The organism is Serratia sp. SA088, assembly GCF_049065515.1.
Lineage (GTDB): Bacteria > Pseudomonadota > Gammaproteobacteria > Enterobacterales > Enterobacteriaceae > Serratia > Serratia nematodiphila.
Map to the genome: position 1 here is coordinate 80,502 of NZ_JBAKGW010000012.1, position 22,801 is coordinate 103,302.

Annotated in this window: 18 protein-coding genes; 6 read left to right on the forward strand and 12 right to left on the reverse strand. The window is 60.6% G+C overall.

Annotated features, from left to right (window positions below; all coding sequences use genetic code 11):
- Nucleotides 1–283 precede the first annotated feature (283 nt).
- Nucleotides 284–1,468: a multidrug efflux MFS transporter EmrD gene (gene emrD / locus ACOWVD_RS23325; RefSeq protein ID WP_004931102.1), complete on the forward strand. Its 1,185-nt coding sequence runs from the start codon at nt 284–286 to the stop codon at nt 1,466–1,468.
- A gap of 194 nt (nt 1,469–1,662) precedes the next feature.
- Here emrD and glpX read toward each other — a convergent pair whose 3' ends face one another.
- The 3 genes from glpX to ACOWVD_RS23340 form a co-directional block, all read right to left on the reverse strand.
- Nucleotides 1,663–2,673, reverse strand: coding sequence for a class II fructose-bisphosphatase (glpX, locus tag ACOWVD_RS23330; protein WP_049240818.1), 1,011 nt, complete (start codon nt 2,671–2,673; stop codon nt 1,663–1,665).
- A gap of 128 nt (nt 2,674–2,801) precedes the next feature.
- On the reverse strand, nt 2,802–4,310 hold the full coding sequence (gene glpK, locus ACOWVD_RS23335; protein WP_049240816.1) for a glycerol kinase GlpK: 1,509 nt from the start codon (nt 4,308–4,310) through the stop codon (nt 2,802–2,804).
- 42 nt (nt 4,311–4,352) lie between these two features.
- Nucleotides 4,353–5,198 carry an MIP/aquaporin family protein gene (locus ACOWVD_RS23340; protein WP_015379417.1) on the reverse strand — a complete coding sequence of 282 codons (846 nt, stop codon included), beginning with the start codon at nt 5,196–5,198 and terminating at the stop codon, nt 4,353–4,355.
- A gap of 523 nt (nt 5,199–5,721) precedes the next feature.
- Here ACOWVD_RS23340 and zapB point away from each other — a divergent pair.
- Nucleotides 5,722–5,961: a septal ring assembly protein ZapB gene (gene zapB / locus ACOWVD_RS23345; protein ID WP_004931092.1), complete on the forward strand. Its 240-nt coding sequence runs from the start codon at nt 5,722–5,724 to the stop codon at nt 5,959–5,961.
- 60 nt (nt 5,962–6,021) lie between these two features.
- Here the strand turns inward: zapB and rraA are convergent, their stop codons facing one another.
- The 7 genes from rraA to priA form a co-directional block, all read right to left on the reverse strand.
- Nucleotides 6,022–6,507 carry a ribonuclease E activity regulator RraA gene (gene rraA / locus ACOWVD_RS23350; RefSeq protein WP_004931090.1) on the reverse strand — a complete coding sequence of 162 codons (486 nt, stop codon included), beginning with the start codon at nt 6,505–6,507 and terminating at the stop codon, nt 6,022–6,024.
- Between the two features lie 75 nt (nt 6,508–6,582).
- A complete protein-coding gene (locus tag ACOWVD_RS23355) occupies nt 6,583–7,500 on the reverse strand; it encodes a 1,4-dihydroxy-2-naphthoate polyprenyltransferase (protein ID WP_164095855.1) in 918 nt (305 codons plus the stop codon).
- A 96-nt stretch (nt 7,501–7,596) separates the two neighbouring features.
- Nucleotides 7,597–8,931 (reverse strand): HslU--HslV peptidase ATPase subunit, encoded by a 1,335-nt coding sequence (hslU, locus tag ACOWVD_RS23360; RefSeq protein WP_004931086.1) that lies wholly within the window; start codon nt 8,929–8,931, stop codon nt 7,597–7,599.
- 12 nt (nt 8,932–8,943) lie between these two features.
- A complete protein-coding gene (gene hslV, locus ACOWVD_RS23365) occupies nt 8,944–9,474 on the reverse strand; it encodes an ATP-dependent protease subunit HslV (RefSeq protein ID WP_004931085.1) in 531 nt (176 codons plus the stop codon).
- Nucleotides 9,475–9,576: 102 nt separating this feature from the next.
- Nucleotides 9,577–10,512, reverse strand: a complete 936-nt coding sequence (ftsN, locus tag ACOWVD_RS23370; RefSeq protein WP_197800727.1) for a cell division protein FtsN — start codon at nt 10,510–10,512, stop codon at nt 9,577–9,579.
- 65 nt (nt 10,513–10,577) lie between these two features.
- A complete protein-coding gene (gene cytR / locus ACOWVD_RS23375) occupies nt 10,578–11,606 on the reverse strand; it encodes a DNA-binding transcriptional regulator CytR (RefSeq protein ID WP_004931082.1) in 1,029 nt (342 codons plus the stop codon).
- Nucleotides 11,607–11,897: 291 nt separating this feature from the next.
- Nucleotides 11,898–14,093 (reverse strand): primosomal protein N', encoded by a 2,196-nt coding sequence (gene priA, locus ACOWVD_RS23380; RefSeq protein WP_004931080.1) that lies wholly within the window; start codon nt 14,091–14,093, stop codon nt 11,898–11,900.
- A 200-nt stretch (nt 14,094–14,293) separates the two neighbouring features.
- Between priA and rpmE the strand changes: the two genes are divergently transcribed.
- Nucleotides 14,294–14,509 carry a 50S ribosomal protein L31 gene (rpmE, locus tag ACOWVD_RS23385; RefSeq protein ID WP_004931078.1) on the forward strand — a complete coding sequence of 72 codons (216 nt, stop codon included), beginning with the start codon at nt 14,294–14,296 and terminating at the stop codon, nt 14,507–14,509.
- A 77-nt stretch (nt 14,510–14,586) separates the two neighbouring features.
- On the opposite strand, the gene metJ is transcribed toward rpmE, so the two are convergent.
- A complete protein-coding gene (gene metJ, locus ACOWVD_RS23390) occupies nt 14,587–14,904 on the reverse strand; it encodes a met regulon transcriptional regulator MetJ (protein WP_004931076.1) in 318 nt (105 codons plus the stop codon).
- A gap of 304 nt (nt 14,905–15,208) precedes the next feature.
- Between metJ and metB the strand changes: the two genes are divergently transcribed.
- The 3 genes from metB (at nt 15,209) to metF (ending at nt 19,932) form a co-directional block, all read left to right on the forward strand.
- Entirely contained in the window at nt 15,209–16,369 is a 1,161-nt protein-coding gene (gene metB, locus ACOWVD_RS23395; RefSeq protein WP_015379413.1) for a cystathionine gamma-synthase, read from the forward strand.
- A 2-nt stretch (nt 16,370–16,371) separates the two neighbouring features.
- Nucleotides 16,372–18,807, forward strand: a complete 2,436-nt coding sequence (locus tag ACOWVD_RS23400; protein WP_015379412.1) for a bifunctional aspartate kinase/homoserine dehydrogenase II — start codon at nt 16,372–16,374, stop codon at nt 18,805–18,807.
- A gap of 228 nt (nt 18,808–19,035) precedes the next feature.
- Entirely contained in the window at nt 19,036–19,932 is an 897-nt protein-coding gene (gene metF / locus ACOWVD_RS23405; RefSeq protein ID WP_043140967.1) for a methylenetetrahydrofolate reductase, read from the forward strand.
- A 105-nt stretch (nt 19,933–20,037) separates the two neighbouring features.
- Here metF and ppc read toward each other — a convergent pair whose 3' ends face one another.
- The gene (gene ppc / locus ACOWVD_RS23410; RefSeq protein WP_004931070.1) at nt 20,038–22,674 is read right to left on the reverse strand and encodes a phosphoenolpyruvate carboxylase; all 2,637 of its coding nucleotides are present in this window, start codon (nt 22,672–22,674) and stop codon (nt 20,038–20,040) included.
- Nucleotides 22,675–22,801 lie beyond the last annotated feature (127 nt).

A 22,801-nucleotide genomic window follows, 5' to 3' on the forward strand; every position in this document is an offset into this window, starting at 1 on the left:
TGGTGTTATTTTATTTCAAGTTGATGAAAATAATTATCGATTAAATGCTAAAGCGCGGCTACTGCAAGGGCGCTATTTTTAACTCCAAAGCGTTAGACGTACAGTTTAATTTACGAGCCTGGTCGGGTTTGCTGCCAGTGTGACCTGGATCAATATCTGCCTGAAACTCGCTAAAAAAATCAGATTTGATTAGTTTATGCCGCCATAGAGGGCTGCTCGCCGTTCTGGCTGCTGCAACGGCCATACCGGGACGCTGTGACGAGTTGAAACGTTAACGAAGATAATGAGAAAACTAGAGAATTTTCACCTGTTGGTGATGCTTATCCTGTTGGTCGCCGTCGGCCAGATGGCGCAAACCATTTATGTTCCCGTTATTGCTGATATCGCCCACGATCTGTCGGTTCGCACCGGCGCCGTGCAACGGGTGATGGCGGCGTATCTGCTGACCTACGGTTTCTCCCAGCTGATTTACGGGCCGATATCGGATCGGATCGGGCGCCGCCCGGTGATCCTGACCGGCATGATGATCTTCCTGGTCGGTGCGCTGGGCGCACTGCTGTCCACCAACCTGACGATGCTGGTCGCCGCCAGCGCGATTCAGGGCATGGGCACCGGCGTGGCGGGCGTGATGGCGCGCACCATGCCGCGCGATCTGTATGCCGGCACCGCACTGCGCTACGCCAACAGCCTGTTGAACATGGGGATTTTGGTCAGCCCGCTGCTGGCGCCGGTGATCGGTGGCGCTTTGGCGATGGTGTTCGGTTGGCGCGCCTGCTACGCCTTCCTGCTGGCGCTGTGCGCCTGCGTCGCCTTCGCCATGTTCCGCTGGCTGCCGGAAACCCGCCCGGTGCAAACGGAAAAACGTCGCATGCTGGCCAGTTTCCGCCAGCTGCTGGGTGACAGCACCTTCAGCTGCTATCTGGTGATGCTGATCGGCGCGCTGGCGGGGATTGCGGTATTCGAGGCCAGCTGCGGCGTGTTGATGGGCGGCGTGTTGGGGCTGAGTGGGCTGACCGTCAGCATCCTGTTCATTCTGCCGATCCCGGCGGCGTTTTTCGGCGCCTGGTACGCCGGGCGCGACGGCAAGACCTTCCACACGCTGATGTGGCATTCGGTGATTAGCTGCCTGCTGGCGGGGGCGATGATGTGGATCCCGGGCTGGTTCGGCGTGATGAACATCTGGACGCTGATCGTGCCGGCCGCGCTGTTCTTCTTCGGCGCCGGCATGCTGTTCCCGCTGGCGACCACCGGGGCGATGGAGCCGTTCCCTTACCTGGCCGGCGCGGCGGGCGCACTGGTGGGCGGGATGCAGAACATGGGGTCCGGTCTGGCGACCTGGCTGTCCGCCATGTTGCCGCAAACCGGGCAGTTCAGCCTCGGCTTGCTGATGTTCGCGATGGCGCTGCTGATCCTGCTGTGCTGGTGGCCGCTGTCCAATCGTATGCAGCATCAGGGGCATACCGCATAACGACAGGGCGCCATTCGGCGCCCTCATACCGTTGACAAAGGGGAGAAAAAGCGGGGTTTTTCTCCCCTTTGTGGTTATCAGCCGAAAATCAATAAATTGATTTTCCTTGTTTTTTATTCGCTGTTCTCTGCCAACACGGCAAGGGCATGAGGTTTGTCATCAATCATCAGGGCGCCATTCGGCGCCCTGTTTCGTTACAGCAGAAACTCGTGCAGCGCCGGGTCTTTGCGATCCAGATAGTGGGTCGAACGAATACGGCGGATGGTGCGCGACTTGCCGCGGATCAGCAACGTTTCGGTGGTGGCCATGTTGCCCTGGCGGCTGATGCCTTCCAGCAGATCGCCCTTGGTGATGCCGGTGGCGGAGAAGATCACGTTGTCGTTGCGCGCCATCTGATCCAGACGCAGCGTCTGGCCGGCTTCGATACCCATCTCCCGGCAGCGGGCCAACTCCTGTTCGCCGATGCGGCGGTTTTCGGCGCTGTCGCCTTTCACCTCATGACGCGGCAGCAAACGCGCCTGCATGTCACCGTCCAGCGCGCGGATCACCGCAGCTGAGATCACCCCTTCCGGCGCGCCGCCGATGCCGTACATCACATCGACCTCGCTTTCCGGCATGCAGGTGAGAATGGAGGCCGCTACGTCGCCGTCAGGAATGGCGAATACTCGCACGCCCAATTGCTGCATCTGCGCGATGACGCCGTCGTGGCGCGGTTTGGCCAATACGATCACCGTCAGCTGCGACAGCGGTTTGCCCAGTCGTTCGGCGACGTTCTGCAGGTTTTCTGCCAATGGCCGGTTGAGATCGATGGCGCCGCGCGCCGCCGGGCCGACCACCAGCTTCTCCATGTACATGTCCGGCGCGTGCAGGAAGGTGCCGCGATCGCCCACCGCCAATACCGCCAGCGCATTGGACTGGCCCATGGCGGTCATGCGGGTGCCTTCGATCGGATCGACCGCGATGTCGACCGCGTCGCCCTGGCCGGTACCGACCTGCTCGCCGATATACAACATCGGCGCTTCGTCGATCTCGCCTTCGCCGATCACGATGCGCCCATCGATATCCACTTTGTTGAGCATGATGCGCATGGCGTGGACCGCCGCGCCGTCGGCGGCGTTCTTGTCGCCGCGCCCCAGCCATTTGTAGCCCGCCAGCGCGGCGGCTTCGGTAACGCGGGAGAATTCGATGGCTAATTCACGTTTCATGGCAAACCTGTCTGTGAGAAAGGGAGGAAAATATCGACAAAGTCTATCACAGCGCGGTGGCGGCAGGGCGGGGCAAAAAAAAGCGCCGCCCGCAGGCAGCGCTTGTTGGCGAAACGGCAGCTTCGGGATTACTCGTGATCTTCCCATGCCTGAGCGCGAGCCACCGCTTTTTTCCAGCCGCTGTAGCGGTAGTTGCGTTCGGTGGTTTCGATGCTTGGGCGGAATTCACGCTCAACCACCGCTTTGCTCTTCACTTCATCCAGATCGTTCCAGTAGCCGATGGCCAGGCCCGCCAGGAACGCCGCGCCCAGCGCCGTCGATTCACGCACTTCAGGGCGTTCTACGCGGGTGCCGAGAATATCTGACTGGAACTGCATCAGGAAGTTGTTGGCGACCGCGCCGCCGTCCACGCGCAGCGATTGCAGGCGGGTGTTGGCGTCGGCCTGCATGGCGTCCAGCACGTCACGGGTCTGGAAGGCGATGGATTCCAGCGTGGCGCGGATGATGTGGTTGCTGTTGGCACCACGGGTCAGGCCGAAGATGGCGCCGCGGGCATACGGATCCCAGTAGGGCGCGCCCAGGCCGGTGAAGGCCGGCACCACATAGACGCCGTTGCTGTCTTTCACCTTGGTGGCGAAATATTCGGAGTCGGCGGCGTCGCTGATCAGTTTCAGCTCGTCGCGCAGCCACTGGATAGACGCACCGCCGATGAACACCGCGCCTTCCAGCGCATAGTTCACTTCGCCGCGTGGGCCGCAGGCGATGGTGGTCAGCAGACCGTTTTTCGAACGCACCGCTTCTTTGCCGGTGTTCATCAGCAGGAAGCAGCCGGTGCCGTAGGTGTTCTTCGCCATGCCCGGTTGAACGCACAGCTGGCCGTACAATGCCGCCTGCTGGTCACCGGCGATACCGGCGATAGGAATACGCGTGCCGCCCTTACCGCCGATGTTGGTCTGGCCGTACACTTCGGAGGACGGGCGGACTTTCGGCAGCATGGCGCGCGGGATATCCAGCACTTCCAGCATGCGCTCGTCCCAGTCCAGTTCGTGGATGTTGAACATCATGGTGCGTGAGGCGTTGGTGTAATCGGTGACGTGTACGCGCCCCTGGGTCATTTTCCACACCAGCCAGGTATCCACGGTGCCGAACAGCAGTTCGCCGCGCTTGGCGCGCTCGCGGGCGCCTTCGACGTTGTCCAGGATCCACTTCACCTTGGTGCCGGAGAAGTACGGGTCAACCACCAGGCCGGTGTTGTGACGGATGTACTCTTCCAGGCCGTCGCGCTTGAGCTTCTCGCAGATGTCGGCGGTGCGGCGGCACTGCCAAACGATGGCGTTGTAAATCGGCTTGCCGGTCTCTTTTTCCCAGACGATGGTGGTTTCGCGCTGGTTGGTGATGCCGATGCCGGCGATCTGATCGGAACTGATGTCGGCCTTCGCCAGCACTTCTACCAGCGTCGAGCTTTGCGACGCCCAGATCTCCATCGGGTCGTGCTCAACCCAGCCGGCTTTTGGGTAGATCTGCGGGAATTCGCGCTGCGATACCGCAACGATGTTGGCGTCGTGATCGAGCACGACGGCGCGTGAGCTGGTGGTCCCTTGGTCGAGTGCGACAATGTATTTTTTTTCTACAGTCATGGTAATTATCCTGCTGTTGTTAACCGTGTAAAACTGCACCCATCACGCTTTACGCTGTTGGGTCTTGGCGTCGGGCTCTTCTTCCGTCACGCAGACGTCGCACGGCAGGTGGCGGCCAATCAGCGCGCGGTAACCGAAAGCGCCCAGGCCACAGCCGACGATAGGGGCGAAGATCGGCACCAGGAAGTACGGGATGTCGCGTGCGCCGGTGAAGGCGACTTTGCCCCAGCCGGCCAGGTAGGCGAACAGTTTCGGCCCGAAGTCACGCGCCGGGTTCAACGCAAAGCCGGTCAATGGTCCCATGGAGGCGCCGATCACGGCAATCAGAATACCGATCAGCAGCGGCGCCAGCGGGCCGCGCGGAATGCCGTTGCCGTCGTCGGTCAGCGCCAGGATCAGGCACATCAGGATTGCAGCGATCACCATTTCTACCAGGAAGGCCTGGCCGACGGAGATGTGCGCGTTAGGGTAAGTCGAGAAGATGCCGGCCAGTTCGAGGCTTTCGTTGCTGCCGCGCACCATGTGGTGGGCCGCTTCGAAGTCGAAGAACAGGTTATAGTACAGTCCGTAGACCAAGGCCGCGGCGCAGAAGGCGCCGGCGACCTGCGCAATGATATAAGGCACCACTTTGCGCCCGTCGAAGCAGGCGAACAGCCACAGGGCGAGGGTGACCGCCGGGTTGAGATGCGCACCGGAAATGGCGGCGGTCAGATAGATGGCCATGGCGACGCCCAGGCCCCAAATGATGCTGATTTCCCACTGGCCGAAGCTGGCGCCCGCCAGTTTCAGCGCGGCAACGCAGCCTACGCCAAAGAAGATCAGCAGCGCCGTGCCGAGGAACTCGGCGATGCACTGGCCTTTTAATGTCGGACTGGTGGTTTGGCTCATAATGTTGGTGTCCTGCAAAACGGCGGTTGTTGGTTTATAGGCTCAGCCAGGTATACATCTGACCTATGGGCACAGTTTTTTCATCTCGTCCAATTATTGAATGAGGACGTGATGTAAATTTATCGTTAACGAACATAAACGAGAAATAGCGAAATCAAAATGTGTGTGGCGCGTCATAAAATTGAGCGATTTCGCGTCGTTTAGTGTTCTTTCTGAGCCATAAAAGTGTGATCTGACCAGTGGTTTAGCGAGGGGCGTTAACAACTCGCGGCGGCGGCGATGGGGATTTTCAGTTTTTGCTGATGGCGGGGGCAGGAAAATTGCAACAGACTGCGCGATGATCCGGTATGTTGCTAGACAGGCGGAGACTGGCTACTTACAATCGTTTTTAACGAATCGAGACCGGCGCGCCTTTCGTAACGGCGCGCGTCACTGAGCGCGATGCAATATTCGCAGTAGCTGCAGCCGACGTTGCGGCCGCTACTTATAGATGTACGCCTTGCTATCATGAGGGGACTGAAGCATGTCATTTGAAGTATTTGAGAAACTGGAAGCAAAAGTACAGCAGGCGATTGATACCATCACCTTGTTGCAGATGGAAATTGAAGAGCTGAAAGACAAAAACAACTCTCTGTCGCAGGAAGTTCAGGCTGCCTCCGGCAACCACGAAGCGTTGGTGCGTGAAAACCAACAGCTGAAAGAAGAACAGCACGTATGGCAAGATCGCCTGCGCGCGCTGCTGGGCAAAATGGAAGAGGTTTGATTCCTTACGCCATGCAGCAACGAAAAGGGCGCCTGAGGCGCCCTTTTTCATGTCCGAAAATCACTCGATGTCGAGCGGGTCTTCGGAGAGGATGATGCCGGTGTTGTCGGCATACAGGTGGTCGCCTGAGAAGAAGGTGACGCCACCGAAGTTGACGCGGATATCGCTTTCGCCCACGCCTTCGCTTACGGCACCCGCCGGGATCGCCGCCATCGCCTGAATGCCGATGTCGAGCTCTTCCAGATCGTCCACCTGGCGCACCGCGCCGTACACCACGATGCCTTCCCATTCGTTCTGGGCGGCCAGGCGCGCCAGTTCGGCGTTGATCAGCGCCCGGCGTACCGAACCGCCGCCGTCGACCAACAGCACGCGGCCGCGGCCGTTTTCTTCAAGCAGATCGAATAACAGGCCGTTATCCTCAAAGCATTTCACCGTGGTGATCTGCCCGCCAAATGAAGTACGCCCGCCAAAATTGGAGAACAGAGGTTCAACAACGTTCACCTCTTCATGATAGATGTCGCAAAGTTCGGAAGTATCGTATTTCATAGGATTTTACGTCTGTTTGCCGCAGGAATGTTCAGTATATCCCTTTATTCGCCCTGTTGGCAAAATCATCAGTTTTTAACTGAGCGCCACGCCGATGGCGAACAGCAGATTGGCCAGCAACGCCGCCTTGACCATATGCTCCAGCATCGGCCGCATACCGACCGGCGTAGGATCGCGCAGCACGCGCAGGCCGTGGCGCGCCAGCAGCGGGATCGCCAGCACGAACAGCCAACCCCATGGGCTGTGGAGGTTGAACAGCGTGAACAGCGCGAAACACAGCACCGCGCCGCCGAGCAGCAGGGCGTGGTAAATGCGCGCCTTGTGCGGGCCGAGACGCACCGCCAGCGTATTCTTGCCGTTTTCGCGATCGCTTTCGATATCGCGCAGATTGTTGATGTTGAGCACCGCCGTCGCCAGCAGGCCGCAGGCGGTGGCGGGCAGCATCACGACGCTGTCGAAGGTGTGCGTCTGCAGATAGTAGGTGCCGGCCACGCTCAGCCAGCCGAAGAATACCAACACCGAGATATCGCCCAGCCCCAAATACCCGTAGGGCTTGTTGCCGACGGTATAGGTGATGGCCGCCACGATGGACAGCCCGCCCAGCACCAGGAAACCCACCACGTCGCTGGGTTGCTCGCAGGCGACGGCGATCAGCGAACAACCGGCTATGGCGATCAGCACCACCGTCACCACCAGCGCCCGTTTCATCTGCGCCTGGGTGATCATGCCCTTTTGCATGCCGCGCAACGGCCCGATGCGATCTTCTTTGTCGCTGCCTTTGACCGCATCGCCGTAGTCATTCGCCAGGTTGGAGAGGATCTGCAGCAGACCGGCGGTCACCAGCGCCAGCAGCGCCACTTCAGGTTTCAGGCTGCCGTGCCAGGCGGCGATCGCCGAGCCGACCACGATGGAGGCAAAGGCCAACGGCAGGGTGCGGGGGCGTAGACTTTCGAGCCAGGCGGAAATCGGGGTGGTGGAGGTTGATGAGCTCATGTTTCGCTTCTGTCAGTAAGTTGCGGTGTCCGTTAGAAATAATTGTGGGAGGCAATGCCTCCCACACAGATGACTGACAAGACAATGATTGAGCGATTATAGGATAAAACGACTCAAATCTTCATCCGCCACCAGTTCATCCAGATGACTGCGCACGTAATCCGCATCAATTGTAATGGATTGGCCATTAATTTCACTCGCATCGTAGGAAATATCTTCCATCAGACGCTCCAGCACGGTGTGCAGACGACGCGCGCCGATGTTCTCGGTGCTTTCGTTGACCTGCCACGCGGCTTCGGCGATGCGGCGGATGCCGTCGGCGGTGAACTCGATGTTGACGCCTTCGGTGCCCATCAGCGCTTTGTACTGCTCGGTCAGCGACGCGCTCGGCTCGGTCAGGATGCGCTCGAAGTCTTCGGTGGTCAGCGCCTGCAGCTCAACGCGGATCGGCAGGCGGCCCTGCAGTTCCGGGATCAGATCCGACGGATTGGCGGTCTGGAACGCGCCGGAAGCGATGAACAGGATGTGGTCGGTCTTCACCATGCCGTGCTTGGTGGACACGGTGCAGCCTTCCACCAGCGGCAGCAGATCGCGCTGCACGCCTTCGCGCGAGACATCCGGGCCGGAGCTTTGGCCGCCGCGCTTACAGATTTTGTCGATCTCATCGATAAACACGATGCCGTGCTGCTCAACCGCTTCGATCGCCTGCTCTTTCAGCTCTTCCGGATTCACCAGCTTGGCGGCTTCTTCTTCCACCAGCAGCTTGAAGGCTTCTTTGATCTTCAGCTTGCGCGGTTTTTGCTTCTGGCCACCGAGGTTCTGGAACATCGACTGCAGCTGGTTGGTCATCTCTTCCATGCCCGGAGGCGCCATGATTTCCACGCCCATCGGCGCGGCGGCCAGATCGATTTCGATCTCTTTGTCATCCAGCTGGCCTTCGCGCAGTTTCTTGCGGAATGCCTGGCGGGCGGCGGACGGTTCCTGATTTTCTTCCGGCTGGCCCCAGTTGTTTTTGGCCGGCGGGATCAGCACGTCGAGAATGCGCTCTTCGGCCAACTCTTCGGCGCGGGTGCGGTTTTTCTCGATCGACTGCATGCGCACCATTTTGATGGCGGCATCGGTTAGATCGCGGATGATGGAGTCCACTTCTTTGCCCACATAGCCCACTTCGGTGAACTTGGTGGCTTCAACCTTGATGAACGGCGCGTTGGCCAGCTTCGCCAGACGGCGGGCGATTTCGGTTTTACCGACGCCGGTCGGGCCGATCATCAGAATGTTTTTCGGGGTCACTTCGTGACGCAGCATCTCGTTGAGCTGCATCCGGCGCCAGCGGTTGCGCAGGGCAATGGCGACAGCGCGTTTGGCCTTGTTTTGGCCAATGATATAGCTGTCCAGTTCGCTGACGATCTCGCGCGGGGTCATTTCAGACATGGTATTCGATCCTTACGCTTTGGAAGGCAATTCTTCAATGGTGTGGAAATGGTTGGTGTAAATACAGATGTCGCCGGCGATGTTGAGGGATTTCTCAACGATGTCGCGGGCGCTCAGTTCGGTATTTTCCAACATGGCGCGGGCGGCGGCCTGGGCGTACGGGCCGCCGGAGCCGATGGCGATCAGATCGTTTTCCGGCTGCACCACATCGCCGTTGCCGGTGATGATCAGCGAGGCGGTTTCATCGGCGACCGCCAGCAGCGCTTCGAGCTTGCGCAGCATGCGGTCGGTGCGCCAGTCTTTCGCCAGCTCGACGGCGGCTTTCACCAGGTGGCCTTGATGCATTTCCAGTTTGCGTTCAAACAGTTCAAACAGCGTGAAGGCGTCAGCGGTGCCACCGGCGAAACCGGCGATCACTTTGTCGTTATACAGGCGACGCACTTTCTTGACGTTACCCTTCATCACCGTATTACCCAGGGTTGCCTGGCCATCACCACCGATGACGACCTGGCCGTTGCGGCGTACGCTTACAATTGTTGTCACGAGCAGACCCTCGTTAAAGACGGAAAGAAGTCCCCGCAGCGCCTGCTTTCGCAGACGCTACGAGGCATATTGAGAGTATAGATGGGGGGGGATTGACGCTTTTCAACCCCCAACGGAGAGGGGAATGCAACTCGACATGCCGACGCCCTTCAGGCGCGAAAGGGTTTTGTCCGCTGCGGCGCGGCTGCTGTAGGGGCCGAGCACCACGCGATTCCAGCCGCCGCCGGCGGTGATGCGGCTCTCGATGCCTTCGAACGCCAGGCGCGCCCGTACGGATTCAGCCTGATCGGTGGCGCGGAACGAACCGCATTGCACCATCCACTTCTGTTTCGATTCCGGTTTGGTGTCCTGCTTGGCCGTTTCCTGTTTCACTTCCGGTTTGGGCTCCGGCTTCGGTTGCGGCTTCGGCTCAGGCTGTTTCACCTGCACCGGTTGCTGGGTGGCCGGCTTCGGCTGCTGGTGCTGCTGCACCGGCGCGGTGGTGGCCCCGTTGTTGAACGGGTTGCGCGGTGGCTGAGTGACCTGCTGCTGTTGCTGTACCGGCTGCTGCTGCATTTGCGGTTGTTGCATCTGCTGCTGCTGGCGGTTGCTGCGCGCGTTGGCCTGGCCCGGATCGTTATACGGCACTTCATTCAGCTGCGTCGGACGCTGCTGCATGTCGGCCTGCATTTGTTCCAGCAACTGCCGCTGTTCGGCGGTCAGCTGAGTTTTGGAATTGAGCTCGCCGCCGGCCGTCGGTTCGGTCGGGGTTTGCACGCCGATCTGCCGGTTTTCCAGCTCTTTGATATAGCGCCAGCGCTCTTCCGGCTTCGGCGGCAGGCCGTTGCCTGGGCGAGTGGTGTGTGCAGGCAACAACGGCGCGTCTTCCGGCTTGTTGTGCGTAATGAAATAGAGGCCACCGACAAAGACAACCAGCAACGCGGCGGCTAACGCCAGCACGGTTTTGGAAACCTTCGGAGAACTGCGTTTTTTACGGCTGGGGGTTTTACGCTTAGCTCCTGCTGCGCGCCCACGGCTTACATAGTCTTTTTGTGCCACTATTATTCCGCTGTGTCCTGATGAGAGGATAAGTCCGTCATGTTACTGAACCCTAAAATATTTGACTAGCGTTTCGGGGCAGCGGTGCTGCCTCTGATAATCAATTCACTGTCCAATAGCCGGGAGCCGCTGGCCACCGTTTGGCCGTTCAACTGCTCCAGCAGCAGCAACATCGCCTGCTGGCCGATCTGGAAGCGCGGCTGCGCCACCGTGGTCAGCGGCGGATCGCAATACTGCGCCAGCTTGAGGTCGTCAAAGCCGACGATCGACAGATCCTGCGGTACCCGCAGCCCCATTTTCTTCGCCTGGGACAGCACGCCGATCGCCATGACGTCGCTGTGGCAGAACACCGCCGTCGGCGGTTTCGGCTGAGCCATCAGCGCCGTCAGCGCTTGCGCGCCGGCTTCGTAGGTAAAATCACCCCGGGTAATATAGCTGCTTTCGACGGTAATGCCATTACGACGTAGCGCTTGAACGTAACCCTGCAGCCGATAATGGCTCAGCGGCATCTGTTCCGGCCCGGCGACGCAGGCGATCTGCCGGTGGCCCAATTGATGCAAATAATGCACGGCTTCAAAGGCGGCGGTCAGGTTATCGATGTGCACCGTCGGCAGTTCCAGCTCAGGGGCAAACTCGTTGGCCATCACCATCGGCGGCAGGTTGCGCTGCTCTTCCTTGCTGGCGTCAAACGGCAGGTTGGAGCCCAGCAGCAGCATACCGTCGATCTGTTTGGTGATGATCAGATTGACGAAGGTGCGCTCTTGCTGATTTTGCTGCGCGCAGTCGCCGATCAGAACCAGATAACCTTGTTGGGCCGCGGTCTGTTCGATCCCCTGGATCACATCGGCGAAAAACGGATCGCAGATGTCGGGCACGATCACCAGGATGGTGCGAGATTCGTTGCGTTTGATATTGCGTGACAGAGCATGAGGAGAATAACCCACGGCCAGCACGGCCTGTTCCACTTTCTGGCGCGTTGGCGTTGACACCTTTTCCGGGTTCATCAGCGCACGCGATACGGTAGCCGTTGAAACGCCCGCCATTTCGGCGACGTCTTTCATGGTCGCCATGGATAACTCTTTCTTGTGTTCCAACGCCTTTCTCCTTGCGTCAGCACCATGCCGACGCCACTACTGCTGTTTGCTCACAATGTCCGGCATGCGGTGGCGAGATTGTTGTCATTGAGCGCCACTCGCGTTCGGGCACTCCGTCGCGCTGCGATGTGGCGACAAAATTTGCCCTCGCAGACATTCTAAACAGAATACGCCCCGCCTTTGTTACCTAATTTGCATAAAAAATGTGACCTGAGAAGGTTTTTTAGCGTTCGCTCGCAATTTCAAGGGTAAACGTTTGCACTGCGGCAGCTAAATCGGACTTTTCCGGGATCAGCTGTCGATCGGATCGACATCCAGCGTCCATTTCACCTTGCGCGTTTGCGGCAGGGTGCCGATCAGCGGCAGCGAGCTTTTCATCAGCTGTTGCAGGACGCGCCGCGTCGGGTGCTGCAGCAGCAACTGCCAGCGGAAACGGCCGCCGCGTTTGGACTGCAGCGCCGGCACCGGGCCCATCACCCACAGCGAATCGTCCTTCAGCGGGCTGGCTTCCAACAGATTGCGCAGCTGCTGCAGGAACAGCGGGGCCTGTTGGTTATCGTGATCTTCGGCGCGCACGATGATGTGGCTGGTGTAGGGCGGCAGAAACACGCTGTTGCGCTCCGCCAGCGTCTGTTTGGCGAAGGCGTCGTAACCCTGTTGCAGCAGCACCTGCAATAACGGGTGCTCCGGGTGGTGGGTTTGCAGCAGCACTTCACCCTGTTTGCCCGCGCGGCCCGCCCGGCCGGAGACCTGGGTATACAGCTGAGCGAAACGCTCGGCGGAGCGGAAGTCGGCGGAGAACAGCGCGCCGTCCACGTCCAGCAACGCCACCAGCGTGACGTCGGGAAAATGGTGGCCCTTGGCCAGCATTTGCGTGCCGATCAGAATGCGCGCTTCGCCGCGATGAATATCCGCCAGGTGTTGCTCCAGCGCCCCTTTGCGGCTGGTGGTGTCGCGATCGATGCGGGTGATCGGCGTGTCGGGGAACAGCGGCGCCAGCTCCTGCTCCAGCTGTTCGGTGCCGACGCCGACCGATACCAGGTGGGTGGAGCCGCACTGCGGGCATTGGTGCGGCACCGGTCGCTGGCTGTCGCAGTGGTGGCAGCGCAGCTGGCGCTGATGCTGGTGGAAGGTGTAATAGTGATCGCAGCGCTGGCACTCGGCGATCCAGCCGCATTCGTGGCACAACAGCGCCGGGGCATAGCCGCGGCGGTTAAGGAACAGCATCACCTGATTGCCGGCTTTTAAATGGTGCTGCATGCTCTTCAACAGCGGCTGTGACAGGCCGACCTTCAGCGGCAACCCTTTCAGATCGATCAGGTGCTGCGCCGCCGGTTTGGCGTTGCCCGCGCGTTGGGTGAGCTTCAACTGGCGATATTTGCCCAGCTGCACGTTGTGCAGCGTTTCCAGTGCCGGCGTGGCGGAGCCCATCACCATCGGGATGTCCTCTTCCCGGGCGCGAAACACCGCCAGATCGCGGGCATGGTAGCGCCAGCCTTCCTGCTGTTTATAAGAGCTGTCGTGCTCTTCGTCGATGATGATTACGCCCAGTTGCCGGAACGGCGTGAACAGCGCCGAGCGGGTGCCGATGACGATCGCGGCTTCGCCGCTGCGCGCGCGCAGCCAAACCGCCAGCCGTTCGCTGTCGTTCAGCCCGGAGTGCAGCACGTCCACCGGCGCGTTGAAGCGCTCGCGAAAGCGGGCGATGGTTTGCGGCGTCAGGCCGATTTCCGGCACCAGCACCAGCGCCTGCCGGCCTTTGGCCAACACGTTCTCCAGCACGCTGAGATACACCTCGGTCTTGCCGGAGCCGGTGACCCCGGCCAGCAGCCAGGCGGCGAACTGCTCATCCTCGCTTCTGATCGCCCCGACGGCGGTGGCCTGTTCGGTATTCAGCCGCAGCCGCTCGCCAAGCACCGCGAAATTGGGGCGCCAGTCCTGCGTGGCCGCGACCTGAGCACGCAGGTCGATCAGCCCTTTGGCGCGCAGCGCCTGTAGAGCGCTTTCCGTCAGCTCAAGCTGGCTGACCTGATGGCGATAGACCGGGCGTTGCAACAGCGCCGCCAGCGCCTGCTGCTGTTTAGGCGCGCGTTTCAGGCTTTCGGGCGGCGTGGCGCGCCCCTCTTCGGTGGCGAACCACTGCCACAGCGGCGCGGCCTCGGCCGGTTTGCCTTGGCGCAGCAGGATCGGCAGCGCATGGAACAGCACTTCACCGATGGGATAGTGATAGTAATCGCTGGCCCAGCGCAGGATGCGCCACAGGCTGGGGGAGAACAGCGACTCGGTGTCGATCACGCTGTCGATCGGTTTGAGCTTGTCCAGCGGCAGTTCGCTGGTGTCGCTGCAGCCGGTGACGATGCCGATTGCATGCTGCCTGCCCCACGGCACGCCCACGCGCGCGCCGGCCACCGGCTGCATGCCGGGCGGCAGCAGATAGTCGAAGGTGCGGGCGAGGGGGACCGGCAAAGCAACGTGTACGACGGGCATGATCTCATCCAAATTGAAAAAAAGTGGGCATCAGTTTACACGGCGCATCGGCAAATGTACGGTTCCGATTGCGCGCCCCGGCTAATGCTGTATAATTTGCCGCCTTTGGTATAATTCGATACCAAAATTCTATTATCAACCACGTGTGGTGTCTGGCGAAACAGGGCTGGATAGCGACACGGCCTTAACTGAGGTTTCCCATGAAACAAGGTATCCACCCAAAATACGAAGAAGTTACTGCTAACTGCTCTTGCGGTAACGTGATGAAGATCCGCTCCACCGTGGGCCACGATCTGAACCTGGACGTTTGTGGCGCATGCCACCCGTTCTACACTGGCAAGCAGCGTGACGTTGCTACCGGTGGCCGCGTTGACCGCTTCAACAAGCGTTTCAGCGTACCAGGCGCTAAGAAATAAGATTTCTTATCGACCGATGAAAAAGGCGCCCTGGGCGCCTTTTTTCTTTTCTGCCGCCGGCGTTCGCCGGGCGGTTCTCAATATTCCCAGGTATCGGGATCGACACCCAGTTCGCGCATCAACGCTTTTGCGGCTTCCGGGATTTCATCGCTGCGCTCTTTGCGCAGGTCTTCATCGTTCGGCAGCGGCTGGCCGGTAAAGGCATGCAGAAACGCTTCGCACAGCAGTTCGCTGTTGGTGGCGTGGCGCAGGTTGTTCACCTGGCGACGGGTCCGTTCGTCGGTAAGGATTTTCAGGACCTTCAGCGGAATGGATACCGTGATCTTTTTGACTTGCTCGCTTTTTTTACCGTGTTCAGCGTAAGGGCTGACATACTCGCCGTTCCACTCAGCCATGGGACACCTTAACTTTGTCAGAAAAATTACAAAATTCTAAAAACCGGCCAATTATGCCCGATCTTCACTGTTCTCACTAAATAAATGTCAATTTTACGCGACCAGGGTCACTGAATGCCCCGCTTCGGCCAGGCATTGCCGCTTAACATCTTATCGTCATGTCATATCGGCATAATTTTAGCGGGTATTGTGTCATTGCTCAATCTATACGCAAAGAAGTTTAGATGTCCAGATGTATTGACGTCTATCAATCCTGCGATTACTCTTTAGGCCTCATCCACCGAACCGAGAGCCGAGCGAGCCCATGACGCGTAAACCAGCCACGATTGCCGTACGCAGCGGCCTGAACGACGACGAACAGTACGGCTGCGTTGTCCCGCCGATTCATTTGTCCAGCACCTATAACTTTACCGACTTCAACCAACCCCGAGCCCATGACTACTCGCGACGCGGCAACCCGACGCGCGACGTAGTGCAGCGCGCGTTGGCGGAGCTGGAAGGCGGCGCCGGCGCGGTGATGACCGGCAGCGGGATGTCGGCGATCCATCTGGTGACCACCGTGTTGTTGAAGCCCGGCGATCTGCTGGTGGCGCCGCACGACTGCTACGGCGGCAGCTATCGGCTGTTCGACAGCCTGAGCAAGCGCGGCGCCTATCGCGTGCTGTTCGTCGATCAGGGTAATGAAGAAGCCCTGCAGCAGGCGCTGGCGCAGAAGCCGAAGCTGGTGCTGATAGAAAGCCCCAGCAATCCGCTGCTGCGGGTGGTGGACATCGCGGCGATCTGCGCTGCCGCGCATGCGGCGGGCGCGTTGACGGTGGTGGACAACACCTTCCTCAGCCCGGCCCTGCAACAGCCGATCGAACTCGGTGCCGATCTGGTGGTCCATTCTTGCACCAAATACCTGAACGGGCATTCGGACGTGGTGGCCGGGGCGGTGATTGCCAAAGATCCCGAGCTGGCGGTCGAGCTGGCCTGGTGGGCGAACAACATTGGCGTGACCGGCGGCGCGTTCGACAGTTATCTGTTGCTGCGCGGCATGCGCACGCTGTCGCCGCGCATCAAGGCGGCGCAACAAAACGCTGAAGCGATTGTTGACTATTTACAGCAGCAACCGCTGGTGAAAAAGCTGTATCATCCCTCCCTGCCGGAGAATCCGGGGCATGAGATCGCCCGTCGTCAGCAGCGCGGTTTCGGCGCGATGCTGAGTTTTGAACTGGACGGCGATGAAGCGGTGCTGCGCCGTTTTCTCTCTGCCCTTGAGCTGTTTACTCTGGCAGAATCGTTGGGCGGCGTAGAAAGCCTGATCTCGCATGCAGCGACCATGACTCACGCCGGCATGGCGGCGGAGGCGCGGGCAGCGGCCGGCATCTCCGAGAGCCTGCTGCGCATTTCCGTGGGTATTGAAGACAGTGAAGATTTGATTGCCGATCTGGAACGCGCTTTCCAGGCGGCGGCAACGAGGTAAGCATGAATGCAATTGCTGTAGCAGGGCCGGTGAGCGGGCGTCAACTGCACAAGTTTGGCGGCAGCAGTCTGGCGGATGTGAAGTGTTATCTGCGTGTGGCCGGGATTATGGCGGAATACAGCCAGCCGGGCGACATGATGGTGGTATCGGCCGCCGGCAGTACCACCAACCAGTTGATCAACTGGCTGAAGCTCAGCCAGAGCGATCGCCTGTCTGCGCATCAGGTGCAGCAGACGTTGCGTCGCTATCATAGCGATCTTATCAGCGGCCTGTTGCCGCCGGAAAGCGCCGAGCCGCTGATCGCCGAGTTCATTCAGGATCTGGAACGTCTGGCGGGGCTGCTGGACGGCAACGTCGACGAGGTATGCTATGCCGAAGTGGTCGGGCACGGCGAGATCTGGTCGGCGCGCCTGATGGCGGCGGTGCTTAATCAGCTGGATATGCAGGCGGCCTGGCTGGACGCGCGTGATTTCCTGCGCGCCGAGCGCGCCGCGCAGCCGCAGGTGGATGAAGGCCGTTCTTACCCGCTGCTGCAGCAATTGATGGCTCAACATCCGGGCAAACGCCTGGTGGTGACCGGCTTCATTTCGCGCAACGACGCTGGGGAAACCGTGTTGTTGGGGCGTAACGGCAGCGACTACTCCGCCACTCAGGTCGGCGCGTTGGCCGGCGCTGCGCGCGTCACCATCTGGAGCGACGTGGCCGGGGTATACAGCGCCGATCCGCGCAAGGTGAAAGACGCCTGCTTGCTACCGCTGCTGCGTCTGGACGAAGCCAGCGAGCTGGCGCGCCTGGCGGCGCCGGTATTGCACACCCGTACCCTGCAGCCGGTCTCCGGCAGCGATATCGATCTTCAGCTGCGCTGCAGCTATCAGCCGGAGCAGGGCTCGACGCGCATCGAGCGCGTATTGGCTTCCGGCACCGGCGCCAAGATTGTCACCAGCCACGACGATGTGTGCCTGATTGAACTGCACGTCGCCGCTCAACATGACTTCAAACTGGCGCAGAAAGAGTTGGATCTGGTGCTCAAGCGCGCGCAGATAAAACCGCTGGCGGTGGGCATCCACCCTGACCGCAACCTGGTGCAGCTGTGTTACACCTCCGAGGTGGTCAACAGCGCGCTGGCGACGCTGCAGGCCGCGGCGCTGCCAGGCGAGCTGCGCCTGCGTGAAGGGTTGGCGCTGGTGGCGATGGTCGGCGCCGGGGTGTGCAAGAACCCGCTGCACAGCCACCGTTTCTATCAGCAGTTGAAAGATCAGCCGGTCGAGTTCATCTGGCAGGCGGAAGATGGCATCAGCCTGGTGGCGGTATTGCGCCAGGGGCCGACCGCGCTGCTGATCCAGGGGCTGCACCAAAGCCTGTTCCGCGCCGAGAAGCGCATCGGTCTGGTGCTGTTCGGCAAGGGCAATATCGGCTCGCGCTGGCTGGAGCTGTTCGCCCGTGAGCAGACCAATATCTCCGCGCGCAGCGGCTTCGAATTTATCCTGGCGGGGGTGGTGGACAGCCGCCGCAGCCTGCTGAACTATGACGGGCTGGACGCCAGCCGCGCGCTGGCATTCTTTGAGGACGAAGCGCAGGAGCTGGATGAAGAATCGCTGTTCCTGTGGATGCGCGCGCACCCGTTCGACGATCTGGTGGTGCTTGACGTGACCGCCAGCGAAGAGCTGGCCGGGCAGTATCTGGATTTCGCCAGCTACGGTTTCCACGTGATCAGCGCCAACAAGTTGGCGGGGGCCTCGTGCAGCGACAGCTATCGCCAAATTCGCGACGCCTTCGCCAAAACCGGCCGCCACTGGCTGTATAACGCCACCGTCGGCGCCGGCCTGCCGGTCAACCACACGGTGCGCGATCTGCGCGACAGCGGCGACAGCATTCTGGCGATCAGCGGCATCTTCTCCGGCACGCTCTCCTGGCTGTTCCTGCAGTATGACGGCACGGTGCCGTTCACCGAGTTGGTGGATCAGGCCTGGCAGCAGGGGCTGACCGAACCGGATCCGCGGGTCGATCTCTCCGGCCAGGACGTGATGCGCAAGCTGGTGATCCTGGCGCGCGAAGCGGGCTACGACATCGAACCGAACCAGGTGCGGGTCGAGTCGCTGGTGCCGGCGGGCTGCGAGCTGGGCTCTGTCGATCAGTTCTTCGAGAACGGTGAGGCGCTGAACCAGCAGATGCAGCAGCGCTTTGAGGCCGCCAGCGAAATGGGCCTGGTGCTGCGCCACGTGGCGCGTTTCGACGCCAACGGCAAGGCGCGGGTCGGCGTGGAGGCGGTGCGCCCTGAGCATCCTCTGGCCTCGCTGCTGCCGTGCGACAACGTGTTCGCCATCGAAAGCCGCTGGTATCGCGATAATCCGCTGGTGATCCGCGGGCCGGGCGCCGGCCGCGACGTCACCGCCGGCGCGATCCAGTCAGACCTTAACCGATTGGCGCAGCTGCTTTAATCCTCTGCGGGCGCGGGTTCACCGCGCCCCTTGGCTTTTCCTGCCATACTTATCTTTGTCGCGATCATGAAATTCCCTCGTTGAGCGGGTGAGGATTAATCATCTTATTCCCCTCATTTTCCTGTTGACTCTTTAGCCAACATGCGGCATTTTCTATCTAGACGTCTAAACGTATAGACGCTCATCAAGATGAAATAAAAACAGTGATCGATAAGAGGTGAGCAGGGTATGAGTTTTTTCCACGCAAACCAGCGGGAAGCGCTGAATCAGAGTCTGGCGGAGTTGAACGGCCAGATTAACGTATCATTCGAGTTCTTCCCGCCACGCACTAGCGAGATGGAAGAGACCCTGTGGCAGTCGATCGATCGTCTGAGCATCCTCAAGCCTAAATTCGTTTCCGTCACCTACGGCGCCAACTCCGGCGAGCGCGATCGCACCCACAGCATCATCAAAGGGATCAAGGAACGCACCGGCCTGGAGGCGGCGCCGCACCTGACCTGCATCGATGCCAGCCCGGCGCAGCTGCGCGACATCGCGACCGATTACTGGAACAGCGGCATCCGCCATATCGTGGCGCTGCGCGGCGATCTGCCGCCGGGCGGCGGCAAGCCGGACATGTACGCGACCGATCTGGTGGCGCTGCTGAAAGACGTGGGCGACTTCGACATTTCCGTCGCCGCCTACCCGGAAGTGCACCCGGAGGCGAAGAGCGCCCAGGCCGATTTGATTAACCTGAAACGCAAGATCGACGCCGGCGCCAGTCGCGCCATCACTCAGTTCTTCTTCGACGTTGAGAGCTACCTGCGCTTTCGCGACCGCTGCGTCACCGCCGGTATCGACGTGGAAATCGTGCCGGGCATTCTGCCGGTGTCCAACTTCAAGCAGCTGCAGCGCTTCGCCACCATGACCAACGTGCGGGTGCCGAGCTGGATGACCAGCATGTTCGAAGGGCTGGACGACGATGCGGAGACCCGCAAAATGGTCGGCGCCAACATCGCCATGGACATGGTGAAGATCCTCAGCCGCGAAGGGGTGAAAGATTTCCACTTCTATACCCTGAACCGCGCCGAGATGAGCTACGCCATCTGCCACACGCTGGGCGTGCGCCCGGTGGCCGCCGCCTGACGGGCTTGTTCCATTGAAAAAGGGCGTCGCTTTACCGCGGCGCCCTTTTTTTGTGGGGGAAGGCATAAAAAACGGCCCCGATAAACGGGGCCGCGATGAGGCTCACTAGCCGGTGTTGCGCATCCCGGCGGCGACGCCGGCGATGGTGACCATCAGCGCCTGCTCCACGCGGGCGTCCGGCTGCTCCTGCTGACGCGAACGGTGCAGCAGCTCAGCCTGCAAGACGTTCAGCGGGTCGGTATAGACGTTGCGCAGCGCGATGGATTCGGCGATCCACGGCAGGTCTTCCATCAGGTGCGCATCGTTGGCGATGGTCAGCACTACCTTGATGTCGCTTTCCAGCTGATCGCGCAGCTGTTGGCCCAGCGGCCACAACGATTTATCCACCAGGCGCTGATCGTAGTATTCCGCCAGCCACAGGTCGGCCTTGGCGAACACCATTTCCAGCATGGCGATGCGGGTGGAGAAGAACGGCCAATCGCGACACATCGCCTCCAGCTCCGCCTGCTTGCCGGCTTTCACCGCTTCCTGCAATCCGGCGCCGGCGCCGAGCCAGGCCGGCAGCATCAGGCGGTTCTGCGTCCAGGCGAAGATCCACGGAATGGCGCGCAGGCTCTCCACGCCGCCGTTTGGCTTGCGCTTGGCCGGGCGTGAACCCAGCGGCAGTTTGCCCAGCTCCAGCTCCGGCGTGGCCGCGCGGAAGTAAGGCACGAAGTCCGGGTTTTCACGCACGTAGCCGCGATACATCCGGCAGGAGGTCTCGGACAGGTCGTCCATCAGCGCCCGCCATTCTTTCTTCGGTTCCGGCGGCGGCAGCAGGTTGGCCTCGAGGATCGCGCCGGCATACAGCGCCAGGCTGCTGATGGTGACTTCCGGCAGGCCGAACTTGAAGCGGATCATCTCGCCCTGTTCGGTGACGCGCAGGCCGCCCTTCAGGCTGCCCGGCGGCTGCGACAGCAGCGCCGCATGCGCCGGAGCGCCGCCGCGGCCGATGGAACCGCCGCGGCCGTGGAACAGCGTCAGCGCCACGCCGGCCTTTTCACAGGTTTTGATCAGCGCGTCCTGTGCGCGGTACTGCGCCCAGGACGCGGCCATCACGCCGGCGTCTTTCGCCGAGTCGGAATAGCCGATCATCACCATCTGTTTGCCCTGGATGAAGCCGCGATACCAGTCGATGTTAAGCAACTGGGTCATCACGTCGTCGGCGTTGTTCAGATCGTCGAGGGTTTCGAACAGTGGGGCGACCGGCAGCGCGAACGGGCAGCCGGCCTCTTTCAGCAGCAGGTGCACCGCCAGCACGTCGGAAGGCGTGCGCGCCATCGAAATCACATAGGCGGCGATCGAGCCCTGCGGCGCTTCGGCAATCACCCGGCAGGTTTCCAGCACTTCCTGGGTGTCGGCGCTCGGTTGCCATTTCAGCGGCACCAGCGGGCGTTTGGAGTTCAGTTCGCGGATCAGGAACGCCTGTTTATCGGCTTCCGACCAGCTTTCATAGTCGCCCAGCCCCAGATAGCGGGTCAGCTCGGCGATGGCTTCGGTATGGCGGGTGCTCTCCTGACGCACGTCGATGCGCACCAGCGGCACGCCGAAGCAGCGCACGCGGCGCAGGGTATCCAGCAGTTGACCGTTGGCGATGATGCCCATGCCGCAGGCCTGCAGCGACTGGTAGCAGGCATACAGCGGCTCCCACAGCTGCTCGTTGTTCACCAGCAGGTCGTGCGGTTTCAGCACGCGCTCGCCCTTCAGGCGGCCTTCCAGATAAGCCTGGGAACTCATCAGCTGGCTGCGCAGCTGCTTCATGATTTCGCGGTACGGCTCCTGCACCTCATCGCCGCCGGCGCGGGCGCGCAGCTCCGGGGTGCATTCGGTCATCGACAGCTCAGAGACCAGCACCTGGATGTCGCGGGTGAACAGGTCGCAGGCTTTCCAGCGGCTGAGCAGCAGCACATGGCGGGTAATTTCGGCGGTGACGTTCGGGTTGCCGTCGCGGTCGCCGCCCATCCAGGAGGTGAAGCGCACCGGCACCGCTTCCACCGGCAGGCTGTAATCGATGGAGTTTTCCAGCTGTTCGTTGAATTCGCGCAGGAATGCCGGCACGCCTTCCCACAGGCTGTTTTCCACCACCGCAAAGCCCCATTTGGCTTCGTCGATCGGGGAAGGGCGGTGTTTGCGAATTTCATCGGTGTGCCACGACTGGGCCACCAGCTGGCGCAGGCGGCGCATGATCTTGTTGCGCTCGTAGTCGGCCAGATCGTTGTGATCGAGCTGGCTGAGGCAGGTGTTGACCTCCACCAGCTTGTGGATCAGGGTGCGACGGGTGATCTCCGTCGGGTGCGCCGTCAGCACCAGCTCGATGGAGAGTTGCGATACCGCGTGCTGCAGCTCTTTGTCGCTGAGCTTTTTGTCTTTGAGACGGCTGAACAGTTGAGCCAGCGCTTCCGGGTTGCTGGCGGCCTCGCCGTTGGGCGAAATGCTGTGGTACTGCTCGGCGACGTTGGTCAGGTTGAGGAACTGGCTGAAGGCGCGCGCCACCGGCAGCAGCTCGTCGTTGGACAGGTTCTGCAGGGTGGAGAGCAGCTCCTGGCGATGCGCTTCGTTGCCGGCGCGTGAGGATTTGGAAAGCTTACGGATGGTCTCAACGCGATCGAGAATATGCTCACCCAGCGCTTCTTTGATGGTATCGCCGAGCAATTTGCCGAGCATACTGACATTACTGCGCATTGCCGAATATTGTTCGTTCATATAACCCCTGACCCAGTTCTGTATGATTTTTATCTTGTAAATAAATTTCACGCGTCAGGCGCAGACCGCCTGCCTGATCACATCGCGTTCCTGTCCAATCGTCAATTGACACTATTTTTAGCAAAAA